The organism is Microbacterium sp. F51-2R (assembly GCF_052180235.1).
GTDB lineage: Bacteria > Actinomycetota > Actinomycetes > Actinomycetales > Microbacteriaceae > Microbacterium.
In genome coordinates this window covers 3,618,364-3,637,577 of sequence record NZ_CP197470.1, presented here as the reverse complement: position 1 = coordinate 3,637,577, position 19,214 = coordinate 3,618,364, and the positions used below count along the sequence as shown (strand labels likewise).

Below are 19,214 nucleotides of genomic sequence, written 5' to 3'. Positions count from 1 at the left end.
GGGCGGATGCCTCACCCCGCCGCCGTCCGGGTGCGGCGGCCCCGGGCCAGCCGCGCTACGAGCCGCCGGCGTCGCGCTCGATGGTGGTGACGTCGTGCTGCGCCACGATGAGCGCGGTGTCGGTCGTCGCGGCGTTGCCGATACCGGGGCCGACCCCCGCACCGGCGACCCCGATCGCACGCGGCGAGCGGCGCAGGCGCTTCTCGACGACGTAGGCCGTGTACGACAGCACGAGGCAGAGGATGACGTAGATCGCCCCCGCGACGAGCGCGGCCGGGATGAGCGGGGAGCCGAGCACCGCGTTCGAGCCCAGCGTGCGGGCGAAGTACAGCAGCTCGGGGTAGGTGATGATGAAGCCGAGGGCCGTGTCTTTCAGGCAGACCACGAGCTGCGAGATGATCACCGGCAGCATCGCGCGAACGGCCTGCGGCAGGAGCACGAGCCTCAGCACGCCGGACTTGCGCAGGCCGATCGCGAAGCCCGCCTCGCGCTGACCGCGCGGGAGCGACTCGACGCCGGCGCGGATGACCTCCGCGAGGACCGAGCCGTTGTAGGCGATGAGGGCGATGACGACGGCCCAGTACGAGGTCATCTTGATCCCGATGACCGGGAGGCCGTAGTACAGCAGGATCATGAAGACGAGGACCGGGATGGCGCGGAAGACCTCGATGACCGCCGTTACCGGCAGGCGCACCCACGCGTGATCGGACAGGCGCCCGATCGCGAGCACGAAGCCCAGGATCACCGATCCGATCGCCGCGACGACGAAGGCGCCGAGTGTGCGCAGCGTCGCGAGACCGAACTGCTCCCACACGCGCGTGAAGGTGAAGGCGTACCACTTCTCGGCCGTGAACTGGCCGGTGACCCAGAATCGGTACAGGACGAAGCCCAGGATCGCGAGGACCACGAGGATCGTGAGGATTCCGAGGATCCGGTTGCGGACGACGGCCTTGGGGCCGGGGACGTCGTACAGGACGCTGCTCATCGGCCGGCTCCGTTGAGGCAGGGCGCGCTCGATCGCGCGTCACAGGTGATCCACCGACTCATCGCGCGATCCTCCACTTCCGCTCGAAGATGCGCTGGACCCACGCGAGCAGGAACACCATCACGACGAACACGGCCATGACGAGCAGGATCGTCACGAGCTGGTTCTCGCCCTTCTCGCTCATGTCGGCGCGGATGTTGCCGAGGTTCACGACCGCGAAGCCCGCCGCGACCGTCGTGTTCTTCAGGAGCGCGATGAAGACGCTCATCATCGGGGGGATCACGGATCGGGCCGCCTGCGGCATCACGACGTGGGTCATGACCTGGCCGAAGGTGAGGCCGAGTGCCCGGGCGGCCTCGGCTTGTCCGACCGGGACCGTGTTGACGCCGGAGCGGATGGTCTCGGCCACGTAGGTGGCGGTGTAGATGCCGAGCGCCGAGACGGCGAGGACGAGAAAGTTCGCGCGGCCGGGGACGAGGAGCGGCACGCAGAATGCGAAGAAGAACATCACGAGGGTGAGCGGGGTGTTGCGGATCCAGTTCACGTACACCGTGCCCACGGCACGCGCGATGGGGACCGGTGAGACACGCATCGCCCCGACGACGACGCCGAGCACGAGCGCGATGACGCCCCCGCCGACGAAGAGCAGGAGCGTGCCCCCGAGGGCTTCGAGCCATAAGTCGGGATAGTCGAAGAACTGGTTCACCGCGGCATCCTCCTCCTCGTCCTCTTCTCAAGTGGAGTGGTGGCGCCCGCCGCGAGCGGGCGCCACCACGGATCGATCAGCCGACGGGGTCGGGCTGCGGCTGCTGCCCCTTGACCCCGGCGGAGCCGAGGTTCTTGTCGAAGATCGCCTGCCAGATGTCGCCGCCGTCGGTGAACATCTTGTTGATGTACTCCTGCAGCGCCGTGTCGCCCTTCGGGATGCCGACGCCGTAGCGCTCCTCGCTGAAGACGTCGCCGACGACCTTGAGGTTGTCGGGGTCCTGTGCGGCGTAGCCGATCAGGATCGCCTCATCCGTCGTGACGGCGTCGACCTGGCCGGTCTTGAGCTGCTCGACGCACTGCGAGTACGTGTCGAACTCCGTCGTCTTGGCGTCGGGGTAGTCGGTCTTGATCCGCTGGATCGAGGTCGAGCCGGTCGCCGAGCAGACGTTCTTGCCCGCGAGGTCGTCGGGCCCCTTGATGTCGCTGTTGTCGGCGGCGACGAGGAGACCCTGGCCCGTCACGAAGTACGGCCCCGCGAACGAGATCTGCTCTTTGCGCTTGTCGGTGATCGAGTACGTGCCGACGTAGTAGTCGATGTCGCCGTTGACGATCGCCTGCTCGCGGTTGGCCGACGGGATCGCCGTGAACTCGATCTTGTCCTCGTCGTAGCCCAGGGATGCCGCGACCCACCGTGCGATGTCGACGTCGAAGCCGGTGCGGTCGCCGGTGGTCGGGTCGAGATAGCCGAGACCCGGCTGGTCCTCCTTGACGCCGACCTTGACGCTCCCGCGCTCCTTGATCTTGTCGAAGGTCGGGCTGCCCTCGAGCTGGACGTCTTTCGCGACGGTGAACCAGGTGCCGTTCTCGGCGGCGCTCCCCGACGATTCGGTCGTGGGCGAGCCGCCCGGAGTGCCGCTGTTGCACGCCGTGAGGGTGAGGGCCGCTGCCGCGGCGAGGCCGAGGGCGGTGATGATCCGTGACTTTCGCATGTGCTGTTCTCCTCTGTGATTGCGCATGTCGTATTCGTTCCGTATCCGATGACGTCGGGCCGCCGGGATGCATCGCTGTGTTGCCGGGGGTGGTCCTTTCTGGTGCGGGACTCGGAGCCTCAGTGAGTGAGGAGCTTCGAGAGGAAGTCCTTCGCGCGGGCCGAGGTGGGGTTGGTGAAGAACCCCTCCGGCGTCGCCTCCTCGACGATCTGGCCGTCCGCCATGAAGACGACCCGGTCGGCCGCCTTGCGCGCGAAGCCCATCTCGTGGGTCACGACGATCATCGTCATGCCCTCCTGGGCGAGGCTCACCATGACGTCGAGGACTTCATTGATCATCTCGGGATCGAGGGCGCTGGTGGGCTCGTCGAAGAGCATCAGCTTCGGGTTCATCGCGAGCGCGCGAGCGATGGCGACACGCTGCTGCTGGCCGCCCGAGAGCTGTGCGGGGAGCTTGTTCGCCTGCTGGCCCACCCCCACGCGGTCGAGCAGCACCTTCGCCTCGCGCTCGGCATCCGCCTTCTTCATCTTCCGCACCTTGATCGGCCCGAGCGTCACGTTGTCGAGGATCGTGAGGTGCGCGAAGAGGTTGAACGACTGGAACACCATCCCGACGTCGGCGCGCAGCTCTGCCAGCGCCCGCCCCTCTTTGGGGAGCTCTTTGCCGTCGATCGTGATCGTGCCGCTCGTGATGGTCTCGAGCCGGTTGATCGTGCGGCAGAGCGTCGACTTGCCCGAGCCGGAAGGCCCGATCACGACGACCACCTCACCCCGGTTGACCGTGAGGTCGATGTCTTTCAGGGCCTGGAAGTCGCCATAGTGCTTCTGCACGTCGGTGACGACCACGAGCGGGTCGCCACGCCGGACAGAGATGTTGGACGTCTTCGGGGCACCGCCGTCGAGTGTCGCCATAACGGAACCCTAGGAGGCACTTGTGACACTGTGCCAGGGGTTGTCGCGAGCTTTACCGACCTGTAACAGAGAGCGGGCAGGTCACGACGTGCGCACGGCGCGCTGTGCGAAGGCGCTCTCGTAGAGGCAGACGCTCGCGGCGGTCGCGAGATTGAGCGACTCGGCCGATCCGTAGATGGGCAGACGCAGCGACAGATCGGCGAAGGCGAGCGACTCCGCGTCGAGACCGCGCGCCTCGTTGCCGAAGAGCCATGCCGTGGGCTCGGCGAGGATCCCGCGATGCGCGAGGAAGTCCTCGCCCTCCACGTCGGCCGCGACGATGCGGAGTCCGGCGGCGCGGGCGCGCTCGGCGGTCGAGGCGAGGTCGGCGCCGACGGCGACCGGCAGATGGAACAGCGACCCCGTCGTGGCGCGGACGACTTTGGGGTTGTACGGGTCGACCGTGCGTCCCGTCAGAACCACGGCGTCGGCGCCGGCCGCGTCGGCGGCGCGGATGATCGTCCCGAGGTTGCCGGGGTCGCGCACCTCCTCGCAGATCGCGACGAGCGTCGGCTGCGCCTCGAAGATGTCGCGCATCGAGGTGGGCGACTGCCGCGCGACGGCGACGATGCCCTGCGGCGTGACGGTGTCGGCCATCGCGTCCAGCACGGGCTCGGTCGTGAACACGACCTCGATCCCGGCCTCCCGCGCGGCGTCGCGGATGTCGGCGTGCCTGTCCATCGCCGTCGGCGTCGCGAACAGCTCCACGAGCGTGTCGGGGCGGTAGGCGAGCACTTCGCGCGCTGCCTGCGGCCCCTCCAGGAGGAACAGGCCGGTCTCCTGCCGGGCGCTGCGCTTGACCAGCTTCGCGACGGCGCGCACGCGCGGCGAACGCGGGTTCTCGAGCACGCACTCAGCATATAGATCCGCGGCATCCTGTTACGCCCGGCGGCCTGCCGACACGTCGCGCGCCCGTATCCCGGGAACGACGAAGGGGCGCCCTCCGTGAGGAGGACGCCCCTTCGGACGACGGATGCCGCGGCTCAGGCGGACTTCGGCGCGTTGACGTTCTCGGGGAGAGCGCCCTTGGCCGTCTGGACGAGCGACGCGAACACGGCGGGCTCGTTCACGGCCAGCTCGGCGAGGATGCGACGGTCGACCTGCACACCCGCGAGGCCGAGGCCCTGGATGAGGCGGTTGTACGTGAGGCCGTTCTGGCGGCTCGCAGCGTTGATGCGCTGGATCCACAGACGACGGAAGTCGCCCTTGCGCTTGCGGCGGTCGCGGTACGCGTAGACGAGAGAGTGGGTGACCTGCTCCTTCGCCTTGCGGTACAGACGCGAACGCTGGCCACGGTAACCCGAGGCCCGCTCGAGGATGACGCGACGCTTCTTGTGGGCGTTGACGGCCCGCTTGACTCTAGCCATTTCTTCTACTTCCTAACGTGCCGGCGGCGCTCAGATGCCGAGGAGCTTCTTGGCGACCTTGGCGTCACCCGGAGCAAGGATCTTGTCGGCCGACAGGCGGCGGGTGCGCTTGGTCGGCTTGCCCTCGAAGTTGTGGCGGAGGTTCGCCTGCTGCTTCTTGATCTTGCCGCTTCCGGTGACCTTGAAGCGCTTCTTGGCACCCGAGTGGGTCTTCTGCTTCGGCATCTTTCTTCCTTCGTTGAGTGTCCCGCCCAGGCGGGAGCTGCTGTCCCGCCGGAGCGGGAGTCTGTGGGGCCTTACTCGGCGGATCCCGCTTCGGCTTCGGCCGGTTCCGCGCCGGGCTCGTCCGAGGGCGCCCCGGTGCGCGCGGAGCGTGCGGCCTCCTTGTTGGCGGCGCGCTGAGCGTTCTGCTCGGTCTTCACCTCGGACTTGTTCTTGTGCGGTGCGATCACCATGACCATGTTGCGACCGTCGATCGTGGGGTTCGACTCGACGGTGCCGAACTCCGCGACGTCCTCCGCGAACTTGCGGAGAAGACGTACACCCTGCTCGGGACGCGACTGCTCGCGACCGCGGAACAGGATCATCGCCTTGACCTTGTCACCCGACTGGAGGAAGCCTTCGGCCCGCTTGAGCTTGGTCAAGTAGTCGTGGGCCTCGATCTTCAAGCGGAAGCGGACCTCTTTGAGGACCGTGTTCGCCTGGTTGCGCCGGGCCTCCTTGGCCTTCTGCGCGGCCTCGTACTTGAATTTCCCGTAGTCCATGATCTTGACGACGGGAGGCTTCGAGTTGGGGGCGACCTCGACCAGGTCGAGATCGGCGTCCTGAGCAAGACGCTGCGCCACCTCGATGCGGACGACGCCGACCTGCTCGCCGTTGGGTCCGACGAGTCGGACCTCCGGCACGCGGATGCGCTCATTGGTGCGGGGATCGCTGATGCGGAACTCCTCATTCGTGCGGGTGGTGGCCACCGCGACACGGGGTGCGTCGCGGGCGGAAGAGACTCACGCCACTCGCACGACGCACGAGCGCCGGCTTCGTTCTCACCCTTTCCCGCCATGCTTCGCATCGCGGGCTACCCCGGCCGCAAGCGGACGGGGCGGAGTGCGTGGACCCGGTAGCCTGGAGCGGCAAGCGCGGGTGGGATGTGATCCTCTTTCGTTCCGGAGCAGAGCGCTCCGGAGCCCGCCATAGTCTAGCAGAGAGAGTGGCGTGGAGACGATTCAGGGCGACCAGGGCGATCCGGACTTCGAGAACGAAGGGACGGATGCCGAGCGCCTCGCCCGCTGGGACGAGCAGGAGCGGGTCGCGGCATCCGCCACACGCGACATCGCCGACGTCCCCGCCGTCGAGGTCATCACGACCACGGCCGTGCACCTCATGAGCGCCGCCGCCGTCAAGGTCGGGCTCGCCGACGACCCGGCGAACCAGAAGGACCTCGACGAGGCGCGGAAGCTCATCAACGCCCTCGCCGGGCTCATCACGGCCGGCGCCCCCGAGATCAGCGACATGCACGCGCGGTCGCTGCGCGACGGGCTGCGCTCGCTTCAGCTGGCGTTCCGCGAGGAGTCCGTCATCCCCGACCCGATCGGCAAGGGTCCCGGCGAGAAGTGGACCGGCCCGGTCACCTAGGCCCCGATCCCGACCGCGGCGGCGCCGCGGGCGACGGCGTCGACGGTGCGGCGGACGGCCTCGGCATCCGTCCCCCGATTGCTCACCGCGAAGCGCACGACGGTGCGGTCCTGCCAGCGCGATGACGACGCCCACACCGTGCCTTCGGCGCGCAGCCACTCCCCCAGCGCCGCCGTCTGCTCGTCGGTCGGCGCCGCGAGACACACCTGCGTGAAGACGACGTCGTTGGTGACGTGGAGACCCCGGATGCCTCGGAAGCCCTCGGCCAGAGCGGTCGCGGCATCCGCGAGCCCCTCGACGAGCGCGATGACGCCGTTCCTGCCGAGGGAGCGCAGCGCCGCCCAGACCGGCACGCCGCGCGCACGGCGCGAGAGCTCGGGCACCCGGTCGTATGGATCAGGGATGCTCTCGACCGTCGGGAGGTAGGCCGCATGGGCGGCGAGCGCCGCGGCCATCGCGGCCTCGTCGCGGACGATCGCGACGCCGCAGTCGTAGGGCACGTTGAGCGTCTTGTGGGCGTCGGTCGCCCACGAGTCCGCGTGCTCGAGCCCCGCGGTGAGGTGCGTCAGGCGAGGGGATGCCGCGGCCCAGAGCCCGAACGCGCCGTCGACGTGCACCCAGGCGCCCGCGAGGTGGGCGACGTCGACCGCGGCGGCGAAGTCGTCGAAGGCACCCGAGTGGACGTCGCCCGCTTGGAGCGCGACGATCGCGGGGCCGTCGGCCTCGTGGAGCGCGCGCTCGAGGCCGGCGACGTCGATGCGACCCTGGTCGTCGGCGCCGACGGTGACGGGGGCGCCGAGCCCCGACATCCGTCCCGCGAGCACGACCGAGGTGTGCACGGCGTCGCCCGCGAAGAAGCGCACGGGAGGCGCGTGCTGCAGGCCGAGGGCGGGATCGACGCCGCGTTCGCGGATGACGGCGTCGCGGGCGGTGAGCAGGCACGCGAGGTTGGCGCTCGTTGCGCCGGTCGCGAAGCCGACGCCGCTCCCCTCGGGGAGGCCGAGGACCTCGAGGAGCCACCGGGCCGCCGTCTCTTCGACGGCGGCCGTAGCGGGGGTCGGCTGGCGGGAGCCGGTGTTCTGATCCCACGCGGAGACGAGCCAGTCGGCGGCGAGCGCCGCGGGGTAGGTGCCGCCGATGACGAAGCCGTAGAACCGCGACGACCCCATCGCCATGAGGCCGGGCTCTGTCGCGTCGGCGAGCTCTTCGACGACGGCCGCGGCATCCGTCCCCTCCTCCGGAAGGTCGCGGCGCAGCCGCGCGAGGACGGCGTCGACGTCGAGGTCGGGACGGATCGGCCGCTCCTGGACCGAGGCGAGCCACCGCGCCGCGTGGCGGTGCGCGGCGTCGAGGGCTTCGCCGTACTCGTCGGGTGTGTCTGCGGGTGGGGGTGCTGTGGCGTCGGGTGTGGCTGCATAGTCGGGGCGCGGCGCGGACGGGTCGTTCGCCGTGGCATCCATGGCTGCACCTTTCTCGGGCTGTTTCCGGGGCACGGGCGGGGCTCGCGGGCTCTTCCCGCGGCACGCGTGGGGCCGTGGCTGCTCACCGGCGCTGAGGCCGACGCTCACGTCTCCCGGCGCCGAGGCCGATCATCCGCCACTGCGGGTCGGTCGGCAAGAGGCCGCACAGTCCCGCGTGGCCGGGGGGGGCCCGGACACGGGCGTGCCCACGGCGCGGCTCAGGTACGGCTCAGGTGCGGCTCGGACTCGCTGGCGGGCCTAACGCAGGACGAGCGGGCGCCAAGTGGCGGCAACACGGCGTGTCGGCGCCTCCGGCGCACGCTCATCCTGAGTTCGGTACAGGGGCGGGACCGGCGGCGCGGGACGGCGGCGCGGGACGGCGGCGCGCGACGGCGGCGCGCTCGCGGACGGGCCTAACGCAGGACGAGCGGGCGCCAAGTGGCGGCAACACGGCGTGTCGGCGCCTCCGGCGCACGCTCATCCTGAGTTCGGTACAGGGACGGGACGAATAGGAGGCCGGGACGGGACCGGCGGCGCGGGACGGCGGGTCGGCGGGGTCGGGGTCGGGGCGGCCGCGTCAGGCGCGGACGAGCTTGACCGTCAGGGAGTCCACGAGGACGGCGATGCGGTCGTCGGAGGCCCAGCGCTTGGCGAGGCGGGACAGCACGGCGTCGAGCTCGGCCTGGTCGAGGCCAGGCATGAGCTCGAGGCGAACGATGAGCTCCGGACCGCGCAGGCGGCCGGACGGGTCGCCCGGGGCGACCGAGAGGTCGAGGACGGCGAGCTCTCCGCCGATACTCTCGTGCAACCCCGCGAAGACCTCCGGCGACGTGTAGCTCGGCTCCCACGGGATGCCCTGGGCGATGGCCCACAGCGCGGGCCGGCGCAGGACGAACTCGGTCGGCGAGGTCGGGTCGATGACGATGAGGTCGGTGTCGTCCTCGGCCGCGGCGAGTGCCGTGCGGACGCCGTCGGCCGGCACGGGGCGGGCCGCGGCATCCCACCGCGAGAGAGCGTCCACCGAGGTGAAGACGGGGAGCACGCGGCGGCCGTCGGGGGCGGCGACCGTGACGATGGAGAGCTCCTGCGTCTTGTCGACCGCGAGGCCGTGCGCGCCGATGCCCTCGTCGCCCTTCTCGGCGACGAGCGGGATCAGCAGGCGCGCCGTGCGGTAGGCCTCGACGACGGCGACGGGGTCACCGGCCCCCTCGTAGAAGTCGAGCAGCGCCGCGAGGAGGCGCGGATCGGCAGACCCGTCGTCGGCCGTGTGGGGGTTTGCCTGGAAGCTGCGGCCCTCCCACGGGACCCCCGCGGAGTCGGCGCTGTGATCGCCGTGGCCGTGATGGCCGTGGCCGGTGACGTCTTGCGGGTCAGTCTCCGGCGACATCCAGCGCCTCGGCGAGCGTGAACGCGCCTGAGTAGAGGGCCTTGCCGACGATCGCGCCCTCGACGCCGAGCGGGACGAGGTCGCGGAGCGCGGCGATGTCGTCGAGGCTCGAGATGCCGCCCGAGGCCACGACGGGTTTCGGCGTGCGGTTGGCGACCTCGCGCAGGAGCTCGACGTTGGGGCCGCGGAGCGTGCCGTCCTTCGTGACGTCGGTCACGACGTAGCGGCTGCAGCCGGCCGCCTCGAGGCGGTCGAGCACGGTCCACAGGTCGCCGCCCTCGCGGGTCCAGCCGCGTGCGGCCAGCGTCGTGCCGCGCACGTCGAGGCCGACGGCGATGACGTCGCCGTAGCGGCCGATGACGTCGGCTGCCCACTCGGGGTTCTCGAGGGCGGCCGTTCCGAGATTGATGCGCGCGGCGCCCGACTCGAGGGCGGCCTCGAGGCTCGCGTCGTCGCGGATGCCGCCGGAGAGCTCGACCTGCACGCCCTTGACCTGCTTGATGACCTTGCGCATGATCGGCGCGTTCGTGCCGCGGCCGAAGGCGGCGTCGAGGTCGACGAGGTGGATCCACTGCGCCCCCTGCTTGGCCCACTCGACGGCGGCCTCGACGGGATCGCCGTAGTTCGTCTCGGAGCCCGCCTCCCCCTGCGTCAGGCGGACGGCCTTGCCGTCAGCGACGTCGACGGCGGGGAGCAGGATCAGTTCGGGCCGGGAGGCGAAATCGTTCATGAATCCTCGGTGCGTGATCGTGGACGCGGGGCTCTGCCCCGCGGGAGGCACGAGTTCAGAGGTTAGCGGCGCTCAGGCCGCCGATCCAATTGGACAGGAGACGGATGCCGGCGAGCCCGGACTTCTCGGGATGGAACTGCGTGGCTGCGAGCGGGCCATTCTCGACGGCGGCGAGGAAGGGGGCGGCTCCGTAGGAGCACCACGTCAGCGTCGGCGACGGGAACGGATGCTGCGTGTCGAGCGTCCACTTCTGGGCGCCGAAGGAGTGCACGAAGTAGAAGCGCTCGTGCTCGATCCCGCGGAAGAGGCGGCTGCCCTCGCCGACCTCGACGGTGTTCCAGCCCATGTGCGGGAGGACGGGCGCATCGAGCTCGGTCACCGTGCCGGGCCACTCCCCCAGACCCTCCGTGTCGACGCCGCGCTCGACGCCGCGCTCGAAGAGCACCTGCATGCCGACGCAGATGCCGAGGACGGGGCGGCCCCCGGCCAGCCGGCGCCCGATGAGCTCTTCGCCGCGGCTCGCGCGCAGCGCGTCCATCACGGCGCGGAAGGCGCCGACACCCGGGACGACGAGGCCGTCGGCCTCCAGCACGAGCGAGCGATCGGAGGTCAGGCGTGCGTCGGCGCCGGCGGCATCCAGCGCCTTGACGGCGGAGTGGACGTTTCCGGAGCCGTAGTCCAGGACCGCGACGAGGGGTCGCGTCACAGGGCGCCCTTGGTGCTCGGAATGCCGTCGACCAGCGGATCGAGAGCCTTGGCCTGGCGGAACGCCCGCGCGAAGGCCTTGTACTCCGCCTCCGCGATGTGGTGCGGGTCACGGCCGGCGAGCACGCGGACGTGGACCGTGAGGCCCGCGTTGAAGGTGATCGCCTCGAACGTGTGCCGCACGAGCGACCCCGTGAAGTGGCCGCCGATGAGGTGGTGCTCGAAACCGGCCGGCTCTCCCGAGTGCACGAGGTACGGACGGCCCGAGATGTCGACCACGGCCTGGGCGAGGGCCTCGTCGAGCGGCACGAGGGCATCGCCGTACCGCGAGATGCCCGCCTTGTCGCCGAGGGCCTCGCGGATCGCCTGGCCGAGCACGATCGAGACGTCTTCAGCCGTGTGGTGTGCGTCGATGTCGGTGTCGCCCGAGGCGCGCACGGTGAGGTCGGTCAGCGAGTGCTTCGCGAACGCCGTGAGCATGTGGTCGAAGAACGGCACCGTGGTGTCGATGCTGCTGCGGCCGGTGCCGTCGAGATCGAGGTCGAGCTCGACGGTGGACTCGCTCGTCGCGCGGCGCAGCGACGCGGTGCGTGCGGTCATGCCTTCGAGTCTATCGAGGCGAGGGCGTCGAGGAACGCGGTGGTCTCGGCCTCGGTACCCGCCGACACCCGGAGGTGGTGCGGGATGCCGACGTCGCGGATCAGCACGCCGCGGTCGTAGAGCGCCTGCCACGTCGCGGCGGGATCGTCGACGCCGCCGAAGAGCACGAAGTTGGTCCACGACTCGTGCGGCTCGTACCCGAGCGCGTCGAGTGTCGCCGAGATCCGGTCGCGCTGCGCCACGATGTCGTCGACCATGTGCAGCATCGTCGAGGCGTGGCGCAGGGCCGCCACCGCCGCGGCCTGCGTCAGAGCGCTCAGGTGATACGGCAGGCGCACGAGGCGGAGCGCGTCGATGAGCGCCGGATCGGCGGCGAGGTAGCCGACGCGGGCGCCCGCGAACGCGAACGCCTTGCTCATCGTGCGCGAGACGACGAGCCGCTCGCGGCCGGGGAGAAGCGTCAACGCGGAGCGCTCCTCACGCGGAGCGAACTCGAAGTAGGCCTCGTCGACGATCACGATGCCGTGGGAGGCCTCATAGACGGCCTCGATAACGTCGAGCCCCATCGGGGTGCCGGTCGGGTTGTTGGGTGCGCACAGGAAGACGACGTCGGGCGCGGCATCCGCCACCTGCGAAGCCGCGCTCTCGGCGCTGACGACGAAATCATGACCGCGCTCCCCCGCGATCCACCTCGCACCGGTCGCGCGCGTCAGAAGCGGGTACATCGAGTAGGTCGGAGCGAAGCCCATCGCGGTGCGGCCGGGACCGCCGAAGGCCTGCAGTACGTGCTGCAGCACTTCGTTCGAGCCGTTGGCGGCCCAGATCTGGTCGCGGGTGAGCCCGTGCCCCAGGTAGTCGGCGAAGCCCTCGCGGAGGTCGGTGAACTCGCGGTCGGGGTAGCGGTTGACGTCGCGCAGCGCGTGGGCGACGGCGTCCAGGATGTCGTCCGCGACCTCCTGCGGAACCGGATGCGTGTTCTCGTTGACGTTGAGGGCCACCGGCAGCGGCGCCTGCGGTGCGCCGTACGGCGTCAGCCCTCTCAGATCGTCGCGGATAGGAAGCTGGTCGAGACTGCTGCTCACCCCTCCCATCGTAGGCGGCGCGGCGGCTCGGGACCGGGTTCAGCGACCGGAGGCGTACTCCGCCGGGATCGCCAGGCGCTGGCCCGCAGAGACGGCGACGCCGTCGAGGGCGTTGAGCCGGACGATCGCGTCGACGACATCGCGAGGATCGGCCGAGGGAGCGACCTCCTGCGCGATCGACCAGAGCGATTCGCCCGCCACGACCGTGACCGTCTCGAAGGTGCCGGCCGGCGCGCCCGCATCGCGCGACGCGAGGGCGGCGGACCCGCCGAGGAAGACCGCGACGGCGAGGGCGACCATGGCCGGCAGCGCCGCGAGGACCGCCAGCACGCGGCGGCCGCGCGTCGTGAGACGCAGCCGGGTCGCGGTGAGCGCCGGGCCGGTGAGGCCGGGCGCGGTCAGGGCGGTGCGCGTGATTCCGATGGCGGTCATGGTGTCCTCCTGGAGGGAAGAGATTCGCATCCGCCGCTCGGCCGGGAGCAGCGGGTGCGAATCTGTGTTCCGAACCTATCTTCGATACAATCTGCTGTCAAGCGAGCGTCGGCTGGCCCGACCATCGAACGCGACACGCGGGCGGGCTGCTCGCGTTCGCGCCGAGGACCGGATACGGTTTCGACAGATTCACCCCACCACGGGCCTCCGACATTCGAAGACCGCTGCCCTCGACGGCGCGAGACAGGAGCTGCGAGATGAGCGACGCGAGCGGCCGCGAGCGGCCCCAGACACGGCGACGCAAGAGCCTCAGCGACAAGCAGCTCGCGATCCTCGAGGTGATCCAGCGCTCCATCGCGCGGCACGGCTATCCGCCGAGCATGCGCGAGATCGGGGATGCCGTCGGCCTCAAGTCGCTGTCGAGCGTGACGCATCAGCTGAACCAGCTGGAGCTCAGCGGCTACCTGCGCCGCGACGCGGGCAAGACCCGCGCGATGGAGGTCCTCATCGACCTCCCCGGCACGGCCGCCGAGAACCCGGCCGACGCCGGCCCCTCCGTCGGCGATGCGGCCCTCGTGCCGCTGGTCGGCCGGATCGCGGCCGGCGTGCCGATCACCGCGGACCAGCAGGTCGAGGAGATCTTCCCGCTCCCCCGGCAGCTCGTGGGCAAGGGCGACCTGTTCATGCTCAAGATCGTGGGCGAGTCGATGATCGACGCGGCCATCTGCGACGGCGACTGGGTCGTCGTGCGCTCGCAGGCGACGGCCGACAACGGCGACATCGTGGCGGCCATGCTCGACGGCGAGGCGACCGTCAAGGCGTTCCGCCAACGCGACGGCCACACGTGGCTCCTCCCCCGCAACTCCGCGTTCGAGCCGATCCTCGGCGACGAGGCCGTCGTCCTGGGCAAGGTCGTCGCCGTCCTTCGCGCCGTCTGAGTCCGTCCTCGCCCGTCGTGGGCGAGAGCGACCCGTCCGGCGTGGAGAAGGCACCGTCCCGCGGGCACAATGGCCGCAGGGCGGCGGGGGCCGCCTCGACGAGAGGTGTGGCCATGGCGACGTCCGAGATCGATGACCTCCGGGCGGAGGTCGACCGCCTGCGCGTGGAGAACGACGCCCTGCGAACGACCCCGGTGGAGCCCCTCCGCCAGGCCCCGCCCGTCCACGAGAGGGCGCCCGGCCGGTGGCGCGCCTTCGCGTCGGCCCTCCTGATCGTCATCGCGGCCCTCCTCGTGCCGGTCTCGATCGTCACGGCGTGGGCGCGCGCCGAGCTCGTGGACGAAGAGCAGTTCGTGAACACGCTCGCCCCGCTGGCCGACGACCCGGCCGTGCAGAGCATGATCGTCGACGAGACCATGGACGCGATCAATGCCAAGGTCGACTTCACGCAGCTCACCACCAACGTCTTCGACGGCATCTCGCAGCTGGGCCTCCCGCCGCGCGCGCAGAGCGCGCTCGAGCTGCTGAAGGCGCCGGCCGCCCAGGGCCTGGAGAATCTCGTCGACACGGCCGTGACCCGCGTCGTCCAGTCCGATCAGTTCGCCGATGTCTGGGGCACCGCGACGCGTGCCGCGCACCGCGCCCTCACGACCGCCGCGACCTCCGACGGCGGCGGGCTGGTCGTCATGACCGACGAGGGCGTGGGGATCCAGCTCGGGGCGATCGTCGATCGCGTCAAGCAGAACCTCGTCGATCGCGGCATCGGGGTCGCCCAGATCATCCCCGCCGTCGACAAGGTCGTGATCATCGGCACGGGCGAGACGCTCGTGACCATCCGCACGGTGTACGCGCTCGCCTCGACGCTCGGCTGGTGGCTGCCCCTCATCACGCTCGCACTGTTCGCGCTCGGCATCCTGATCGCCCGGAAGCGCAGCGTCGCGATCATCGGCACCGGCATCGGCTTCGCCGCCGGCGGCGGAGCGCTCGCGCTCGGGTTCGCGATCGGCTACCCCTTCATCGGTCAGGTCGCGGCACAGCTCGACCTCTCGGTCGCGGGTCTCGAGGTCATCTACTCGGGCGTCATCGACTCGATGCGCCAGACGGCGGCGGTCGTCGCGCTCCTCGGCGTGTTCATCGCCGTGCTCGGCTGGTTCATGGGCGGGTCGGGAGCCGCGACGCGGTCGCGCGCCTTCGTGAACAGCACGAACGCGTCGATCCGCCGCTCACTGTCGGCGATGGGCCTGCACACCGGCGCGTTCGGGCTCTTCCTCGCCCGCTACCGCGTGCTCATCCGGGTCGTGATCACCGTTCTCGCCGTCATCTGGCTCTACGCCCTGCGGCCGTTGTCGGCGGGCGACGTGTTCCTCGTGCTCATCGTCGCGTTCGCCGTCGCGTGGATCCTCGAACTGCTCCAGCACCGGCCCGAGGAGCTCGCCGAGCCCACAATCGACGAGTCGGTCGCGGATGCCGAGGCCGCTGCCGCTGATGCGGAGGCTGCGGCGGCCGATGCCGAGGCATCCGCCGCCGCCCTGCAGGCCTGGGCCGCGCCCGAGACCCCCGCCGCGCCCGAGACCACCGGCGTCCCCTCCCGCGGCGATGCCGCGCCCCAGACCGCCGAGGCCGCCTCCCGCGGCGATTCCGGCGCACAAGCCGTCCCGGCCGCGGAAGGCGCCTCGGAGCTCGTCACCGTGACGGCAGATGCCCCGGCCGCACCCTCGGAAGAGGGCGGAGCCGAGGCATCCGCAACCACGAAGAAACCGCGTCCTAGACGCTGACCTCGATCCCCTCGCGGACGAGACGCGTCGCCTCGACCACGTTCTGCAGCGATGCGACCGTCTCGGGGTAGGCCCGGGTCTTGAGACCGCAGTCGGGGTTGACCCACACCTGGCGCAGCGGCAGCTCGTCGACGGCGCGGCGCAGGAGATCGGCGACCTCGGCGACCGACGGCACGCGCGGCGAGTGGATGTCGTAGACACCGGGTCCGACGCCGTGCGAGAAGCCGGAGTCGGCGATGTCGGTGATGACCTCGCCGCGGCTGCGAGCAGCCTCGATGGACGTCACGTCGGCATCGAGCGCCGCGATCGCGTCGATGACGACGGCGAACTCGGAGTAGCAGAGGTGCGTGTGCACCTGCGTCGAGGTCGCCGCGCCGGCCGTCGCCAGGCGGAAGGAGCCCACCGACCAGTCGAGGTACGCCGGTTGGTCCGCAGCCTTGAGCGGCAGCAGTTCGCGCAGCGCCGGCTCGTCGACCTGGACGATGCCGATGCCCGCCTCCTCGAGGTCGGCGATCTCATCCCGCAGGGCGAGCGCGACCTGATCGGCGGTCTCGGCGAGGGGCTGGTCGTCGCGGACGAACGACCACGCGAGGATCGTCACGGGGCCGGTGAGCATGCCCTTGACGGGCCGATCGGTGAGCGACTGGGCGAACTGCGACCAGCGCACCGTAATGGGCGCCGGGCGCGAGACGTCGCCCCACAGGATCGAGGGACGCGTCGCCCGCGAGCCGTACGACTGCACCCAGCCGTTGCGGGTCACCGCGAACCCGTCGAGGTTCTCGGCGAAGTACTGGACCATGTCGTTGCGCTCGGCCTCGCCGTGCACCAGCACATCCAGGCCGAGCTCCTCCTGGAGCCCGACGACGGCCGTGATCTCCAGGCGCAGCAGCTGCTCGTACTCGGCGGTCGAGATCTCGCCCCGGTCGTGCTGCCCGCGCACGCGGCGGATGTCGGGGGTCTGCGGGAACGATCCGATCGTCGTCGTCGGCAGCACAGGAAGGTCCAGAGCGGTCTCCTGCGCCGCGAGCCGCGTCTCGTAGTCGCCGCGGTCGCGCGCACCGGCAGCCAGTGCGGCGGCGCGCACGCGCACGGCCCCGTCGCGCACGCCGGGTGCACTGCGGCGGTCGGCGAGGGCGACGGATGCCTCGGCCAGCCGGTGCGCGATGGCGGCGTGCCCCTCGACGAGGCCCTGGGCGAGGGTCACGACCTGCCCGACCTTCTGGTCGGCGAACGCGAGCCACGACACCAGGCGCGGGTCGAGCTCGGTCTCGTCCGAGACGTCGTGCGGCACGTGCTGGAGCGACGTCGAGGTCGCCGCCGACACCGCGCGCGCGCCGAGGTCGGCGAGGTCCTCGAGCTTCTGCCACGCGGCCTCCTGATCGCCGCGCCAGACATTGCGCCCGTCGACCACGCCGCCGACGAGCACCTTCGCGGCGAGGCCGTGCGTCGCCGCCGGGACGGTGCCGCGCGTGAGGTCGACCGCGAGGGCCTCGACGGGGGCGCCCGCGAGCGCGGCCCAGGCCTCGGTGGAGAGCTGCGCGTAGGGCGCCGCGACGAGGATCTCGGGGCGGTCGGCGGCGCCGCCGAGCACCGCGTAGGCACGAGCGGCGGCGGCGGCGAGCTCCGCCGCGGGGATCGGCAGGCTCTCGCTCACGAGCGCGGGCTCATCGAGCTGCACCCACTCGGCGCCCGCGGCACGGAGGGACGCGAGAAGCTCCACGTAGACGGGGAGGACGTCGGCGAGGCGGTCGAGCGGACGGAACCCCTCGGGCGCGGCATCCGTCGCCTTCGCAAGAGCCAGCAGCGTGACGGGACCCACTACGACGGGGCGCGTCACGAAGCCGTCGGCGCGCGCCTCGGCGACCTGACGGGAGAAGCGGTCGGTGGAGAGCGCGAAGATCGTCTCGGGACCGATCTCGGGGACGAGGTAGTGGTAGTTCGTGTCGAACCACTTCGTCAGCTCGAGGGGCGCGAGCTCTCCCGCACCGCGCGCGGCGGTGAAGTAGGCGCCGAGGCCCACAGTCCCGTCGGCTGCGCGGAGGTGGGCGAAGCGCTCCGGGAGGGCGCCGACCGCGGCTGCGACATCGAGCACCTGGTCGTAGTACGAGAACGACTCCGGGATCGACGAGTCGTCGCGGCCGAGGCCGAGTGCGGCGAGCCGCTCGCGCGTCGCGCGGCGCAGCTCGGCCGCGGTCTGCTCGAGCCCGCTCTCGTCGAGCGTGCCGGCCCAGTGCGCCTCGACGGCGCGCTTGAGCTCGCGGCGACGCCCGATGCGCGGGTAGCCCAGGATCGTTCCCGCCGGAAAGGCGGTGGGGGTTTCGGTCATCGTGCGGCCTCCAGTTCGGATGGGTGAGGGGAGAGGATGCCGGCCTCGCGGAGGACCGCGAGGACGGCGTCGTGGTGGTTGAACGCGTAAAGGTGGACTCCGGGAGCGCCGGCGTCGACGACCTCGCGGGCCAGGCGCGCCGCGTGCGCGATGCCGACCGCGCGACGGCCCTCGGCGGTCGGCTCGACCTCGAGCGCGACCGCGAGCTCGCCGGGGAGCTTCTCGCCGGTCAGCTCCAGCACGCGCAGCAGGCGCACCGGCGAGACGATCGGCATGATGCCGGGGAGGATCGGGATGCCGACGCCCGCCTGCCGCGCACGCTCGACGAAGCAGAGGTAGTCGTCGGCGTGGAAGAAGAGCTGCGTGATGGCGAAGGTCGCGCCCGCGGCCTGCTTGGCCAGCAGCGCGTCGATGTGCTCGCGGGGGTGCCGGGAGCGGGGATGCCCGTTCGGGAATGCGGCGACGGCGATGTCGACGCGGCGACGGCTCTCGACCCGCACGGCGCCGGGGACGCCGGGGATCGTGGCCTCGGTGTAGGGCGCCCGCTCGGCCTGCACGCGGTCGATGAGCTGGACGAGCTGTGCGGCGCTCTCGAGGTCGCCGAGGAACGCGTCGTCCTCCGTCACCCCGACCGGCGGGTCGCCGCGAAGCGCGAGGAAGCTCGTGATGTCGGCGTCGAGGAACTCGCGGATGAGCCGCGCCGCACCGGCGTAGGTGTTGCCGACGCATGTCAGGTGGGCGAGGGCCTCGACCCCCGACTCGCGGATGCGGCGGAGGATCTCGAGGGAGCGTCCGCCGGTGGAGCCCCCGGCGCCGTACGTGACGGAGATGAACCGCGGGCCGGCGGCGGCGAGCACGCGGATCGTCTCGAAGAGCTCGGCGGCCGCCGCGTCGGAACGGGGCGGATAGAGCTCGAACGAGAACGGCACCGGGTCGGCGACGAGCGATTCAGCGTGCATGACAGGCAATCGGGAGAGGACGGATCTGGCCGGGCGGCCGCGGCGCCGTGCACGCCCTCCGGAGAGGGGACACGGGGTCATCGCGGGCGGGTGCCGGGCTCGGCTGTCGCTCCACGCCCCGGAAGTCAGGGCGATGATGCGACCACGGTAGAGGAGGCCGACAGGCCGGGACGAGCTGTGTGACGGTCT

Annotated in this window: 20 protein-coding genes; 3 read left to right on the top strand and 17 right to left on the bottom strand. The window is 71.2% G+C overall.

Annotated elements, in window-relative coordinates; translation table 11 throughout:
• Positions 1–55: 55 nt before the first annotated feature.
• The 8 genes from ACSBPH_RS15985 to infC form a co-directional block, all read right to left on the bottom strand.
• Positions 56–985 (bottom strand): amino acid ABC transporter permease, encoded by a 930-nt coding sequence (locus tag ACSBPH_RS15985; protein ID WP_442575303.1) that lies wholly within the window; start codon positions 983–985, stop codon positions 56–58.
• A 58-nt stretch (positions 986–1,043) separates the two neighbouring features.
• The gene (locus ACSBPH_RS15980) at positions 1,044–1,691 is read right to left on the bottom strand and encodes an amino acid ABC transporter permease (RefSeq protein WP_442575302.1); all 648 of its coding nucleotides are present in this window, start codon (positions 1,689–1,691) and stop codon (positions 1,044–1,046) included.
• 76 nt (positions 1,692–1,767) lie between these two features.
• Positions 1,768–2,682, bottom strand: a complete 915-nt coding sequence (locus ACSBPH_RS15975) for a glutamate ABC transporter substrate-binding protein (protein ID WP_442575301.1) — start codon at positions 2,680–2,682, stop codon at positions 1,768–1,770.
• 119 nt (positions 2,683–2,801) lie between these two features.
• Positions 2,802–3,593: an amino acid ABC transporter ATP-binding protein gene (locus ACSBPH_RS15970; RefSeq protein ID WP_442575300.1), complete on the bottom strand. Its 792-nt coding sequence runs from the start codon at positions 3,591–3,593 to the stop codon at positions 2,802–2,804.
• A gap of 81 nt (positions 3,594–3,674) precedes the next feature.
• The gene (locus tag ACSBPH_RS15965; protein ID WP_442575299.1) at positions 3,675–4,481 is read right to left on the bottom strand and encodes a TrmH family RNA methyltransferase; all 807 of its coding nucleotides are present in this window, start codon (positions 4,479–4,481) and stop codon (positions 3,675–3,677) included.
• 134 nt (positions 4,482–4,615) lie between these two features.
• Positions 4,616–4,999 (bottom strand): 50S ribosomal protein L20, encoded by a 384-nt coding sequence (gene rplT, locus ACSBPH_RS15960; protein WP_442575298.1) that lies wholly within the window; start codon positions 4,997–4,999, stop codon positions 4,616–4,618.
• A gap of 30 nt (positions 5,000–5,029) precedes the next feature.
• Positions 5,030–5,224, bottom strand: a complete 195-nt coding sequence (rpmI, locus tag ACSBPH_RS15955) for a 50S ribosomal protein L35 (protein ID WP_005048908.1) — start codon at positions 5,222–5,224, stop codon at positions 5,030–5,032.
• A gap of 71 nt (positions 5,225–5,295) precedes the next feature.
• Positions 5,296–5,970: a translation initiation factor IF-3 gene (infC, locus tag ACSBPH_RS15950; protein WP_442575297.1), complete on the bottom strand. Its 675-nt coding sequence runs from the start codon at positions 5,968–5,970 to the stop codon at positions 5,296–5,298.
• A 241-nt stretch (positions 5,971–6,211) separates the two neighbouring features.
• Here infC and ACSBPH_RS15945 point away from each other — a divergent pair, with 241 nt between their 5' ends.
• The gene (locus ACSBPH_RS15945; RefSeq protein ID WP_442575296.1) at positions 6,212–6,631 is read left to right on the top strand and encodes a DUF1844 domain-containing protein; all 420 of its coding nucleotides are present in this window, start codon (positions 6,212–6,214) and stop codon (positions 6,629–6,631) included.
• On the opposite strand, the gene ACSBPH_RS15940 is transcribed toward ACSBPH_RS15945, so the two are convergent.
• The 7 genes from ACSBPH_RS15940 to ACSBPH_RS15910 form a co-directional block, all read right to left on the bottom strand.
• Positions 6,628–8,091 carry a pyridoxal phosphate-dependent decarboxylase family protein gene (locus ACSBPH_RS15940; protein ID WP_442575295.1) on the bottom strand — a complete coding sequence of 488 codons (1,464 nt, stop codon included), beginning with the start codon at positions 8,089–8,091 and terminating at the stop codon, positions 6,628–6,630. The genes ACSBPH_RS15945 and ACSBPH_RS15940 overlap by 4 nt on opposite strands.
• A gap of 577 nt (positions 8,092–8,668) precedes the next feature.
• Entirely contained in the window at positions 8,669–9,478 is an 810-nt protein-coding gene (locus ACSBPH_RS15935) for an SseB family protein (RefSeq protein WP_442575294.1), read from the bottom strand.
• Positions 9,462–10,208: a bifunctional 1-(5-phosphoribosyl)-5-((5-phosphoribosylamino)methylideneamino)imidazole-4-carboxamide isomerase/phosphoribosylanthranilate isomerase PriA gene (gene priA / locus ACSBPH_RS15930; RefSeq protein ID WP_442575293.1), complete on the bottom strand. Its 747-nt coding sequence runs from the start codon at positions 10,206–10,208 to the stop codon at positions 9,462–9,464. The genes ACSBPH_RS15935 and priA overlap by 17 nt, the downstream gene beginning before the upstream one ends.
• A 55-nt stretch (positions 10,209–10,263) precedes the next feature.
• Positions 10,264–10,914, bottom strand: coding sequence for an imidazole glycerol phosphate synthase subunit HisH (gene hisH / locus ACSBPH_RS15925; RefSeq protein ID WP_442575292.1), 651 nt, complete (start codon positions 10,912–10,914; stop codon positions 10,264–10,266).
• Positions 10,911–11,513: an imidazoleglycerol-phosphate dehydratase HisB gene (gene hisB, locus ACSBPH_RS15920; protein ID WP_442575291.1), complete on the bottom strand. Its 603-nt coding sequence runs from the start codon at positions 11,511–11,513 to the stop codon at positions 10,911–10,913. Before hisB ends, hisH begins: the two co-directional genes overlap by 4 nt.
• Positions 11,510–12,604 (bottom strand): histidinol-phosphate transaminase, encoded by a 1,095-nt coding sequence (locus ACSBPH_RS15915; protein ID WP_442575290.1) that lies wholly within the window; start codon positions 12,602–12,604, stop codon positions 11,510–11,512. Before ACSBPH_RS15915 ends, hisB begins: the two co-directional genes overlap by 4 nt.
• Positions 12,605–12,634: 30 nt before the next feature.
• Positions 12,635–13,027: a LysM peptidoglycan-binding domain-containing protein gene (locus ACSBPH_RS15910; protein ID WP_442575289.1), complete on the bottom strand. Its 393-nt coding sequence runs from the start codon at positions 13,025–13,027 to the stop codon at positions 12,635–12,637.
• Positions 13,028–13,284: 257 nt separating this feature from the next.
• On the opposite strand from ACSBPH_RS15910, the gene lexA reads away from it, so the two are divergent.
• Together lexA and ACSBPH_RS15900 are read left to right on the top strand one after the other, a co-directional pair.
• Complete coding sequence (lexA, locus tag ACSBPH_RS15905) at positions 13,285–13,965, top strand: transcriptional repressor LexA (protein ID WP_442575288.1); 681 nt, start codon at positions 13,285–13,287, stop codon at positions 13,963–13,965.
• Between the two features lie 113 nt (positions 13,966–14,078).
• Positions 14,079–15,740 carry a hypothetical protein gene (locus tag ACSBPH_RS15900; protein WP_442575287.1) on the top strand — a complete coding sequence of 554 codons (1,662 nt, stop codon included), beginning with the start codon at positions 14,079–14,081 and terminating at the stop codon, positions 15,738–15,740.
• Here ACSBPH_RS15900 and metE read toward each other — a convergent pair.
• Positions 15,730–18,066 carry a 5-methyltetrahydropteroyltriglutamate--homocysteine S-methyltransferase gene (gene metE, locus ACSBPH_RS15895; protein WP_442575286.1) on the bottom strand — a complete coding sequence of 779 codons (2,337 nt, stop codon included), beginning with the start codon at positions 18,064–18,066 and terminating at the stop codon, positions 15,730–15,732. The two genes, ACSBPH_RS15900 and metE, sit on opposite strands and share 11 nt — an antisense overlap.
• Positions 18,063–19,025 carry a methylenetetrahydrofolate reductase gene (locus ACSBPH_RS15890; RefSeq protein WP_442575285.1) on the bottom strand — a complete coding sequence of 321 codons (963 nt, stop codon included), beginning with the start codon at positions 19,023–19,025 and terminating at the stop codon, positions 18,063–18,065. Before ACSBPH_RS15890 ends, metE begins: the two co-directional genes overlap by 4 nt.
• Positions 19,026–19,214 lie beyond the last annotated feature (189 nt).

Coding starts and splice junctions, on each gene's coding strand:
- ACSBPH_RS15985 (WP_442575303.1), bottom strand. CDS start 985: ATGAGCAGCGTCCTGTACGACGTCCCCGGCCCCAAGGCCGTCGTCCGC.
- ACSBPH_RS15975 (WP_442575301.1), bottom strand. CDS start 2,682: ATGCGAAAGTCACGGATCATCACCGCCCTCGGCCTCGCCGCGGCAGCG.
- ACSBPH_RS15970 (WP_442575300.1), bottom strand. CDS start 3,593: ATGGCGACACTCGACGGCGGTGCCCCGAAGACGTCCAACATCTCTGTC.
- rplT (WP_442575298.1), bottom strand. CDS start 4,999: ATGGCTAGAGTCAAGCGGGCCGTCAACGCCCACAAGAAGCGTCGCGTC.
- rpmI (WP_005048908.1), bottom strand. CDS start 5,224: ATGCCGAAGCAGAAGACCCACTCGGGTGCCAAGAAGCGCTTCAAGGTC.
- ACSBPH_RS15940 (WP_442575295.1), bottom strand. CDS start 8,091: ATGGATGCCACGGCGAACGACCCGTCCGCGCCGCGCCCCGACTATGCA.
- ACSBPH_RS15935 (WP_442575294.1), bottom strand. CDS start 9,478: ATGTCGCCGGAGACTGACCCGCAAGACGTCACCGGCCACGGCCATCAC.
- priA (WP_442575293.1), bottom strand. CDS start 10,208: ATGAACGATTTCGCCTCCCGGCCCGAACTGATCCTGCTCCCCGCCGTC.
- hisB (WP_442575291.1), bottom strand. CDS start 11,513: ATGACCGCACGCACCGCGTCGCTGCGCCGCGCGACGAGCGAGTCCACC.
- ACSBPH_RS15915 (WP_442575290.1), bottom strand. CDS start 12,604: ATGGGAGGGGTGAGCAGCAGTCTCGACCAGCTTCCTATCCGCGACGAT.
- ACSBPH_RS15910 (WP_442575289.1), bottom strand. CDS start 13,027: ATGACCGCCATCGGAATCACGCGCACCGCCCTGACCGCGCCCGGCCTC.
- lexA (WP_442575288.1), top strand. CDS start 13,285: ATGAGCGACGCGAGCGGCCGCGAGCGGCCCCAGACACGGCGACGCAAG.
- ACSBPH_RS15900 (WP_442575287.1), top strand. CDS start 14,079: ATGGCGACGTCCGAGATCGATGACCTCCGGGCGGAGGTCGACCGCCTG.
- metE (WP_442575286.1), bottom strand. CDS start 18,066: ATGACCGAAACCCCCACCGCCTTTCCGGCGGGAACGATCCTGGGCTAC.
- ACSBPH_RS15890 (WP_442575285.1), bottom strand. CDS start 19,025: ATGCACGCTGAATCGCTCGTCGCCGACCCGGTGCCGTTCTCGTTCGAG.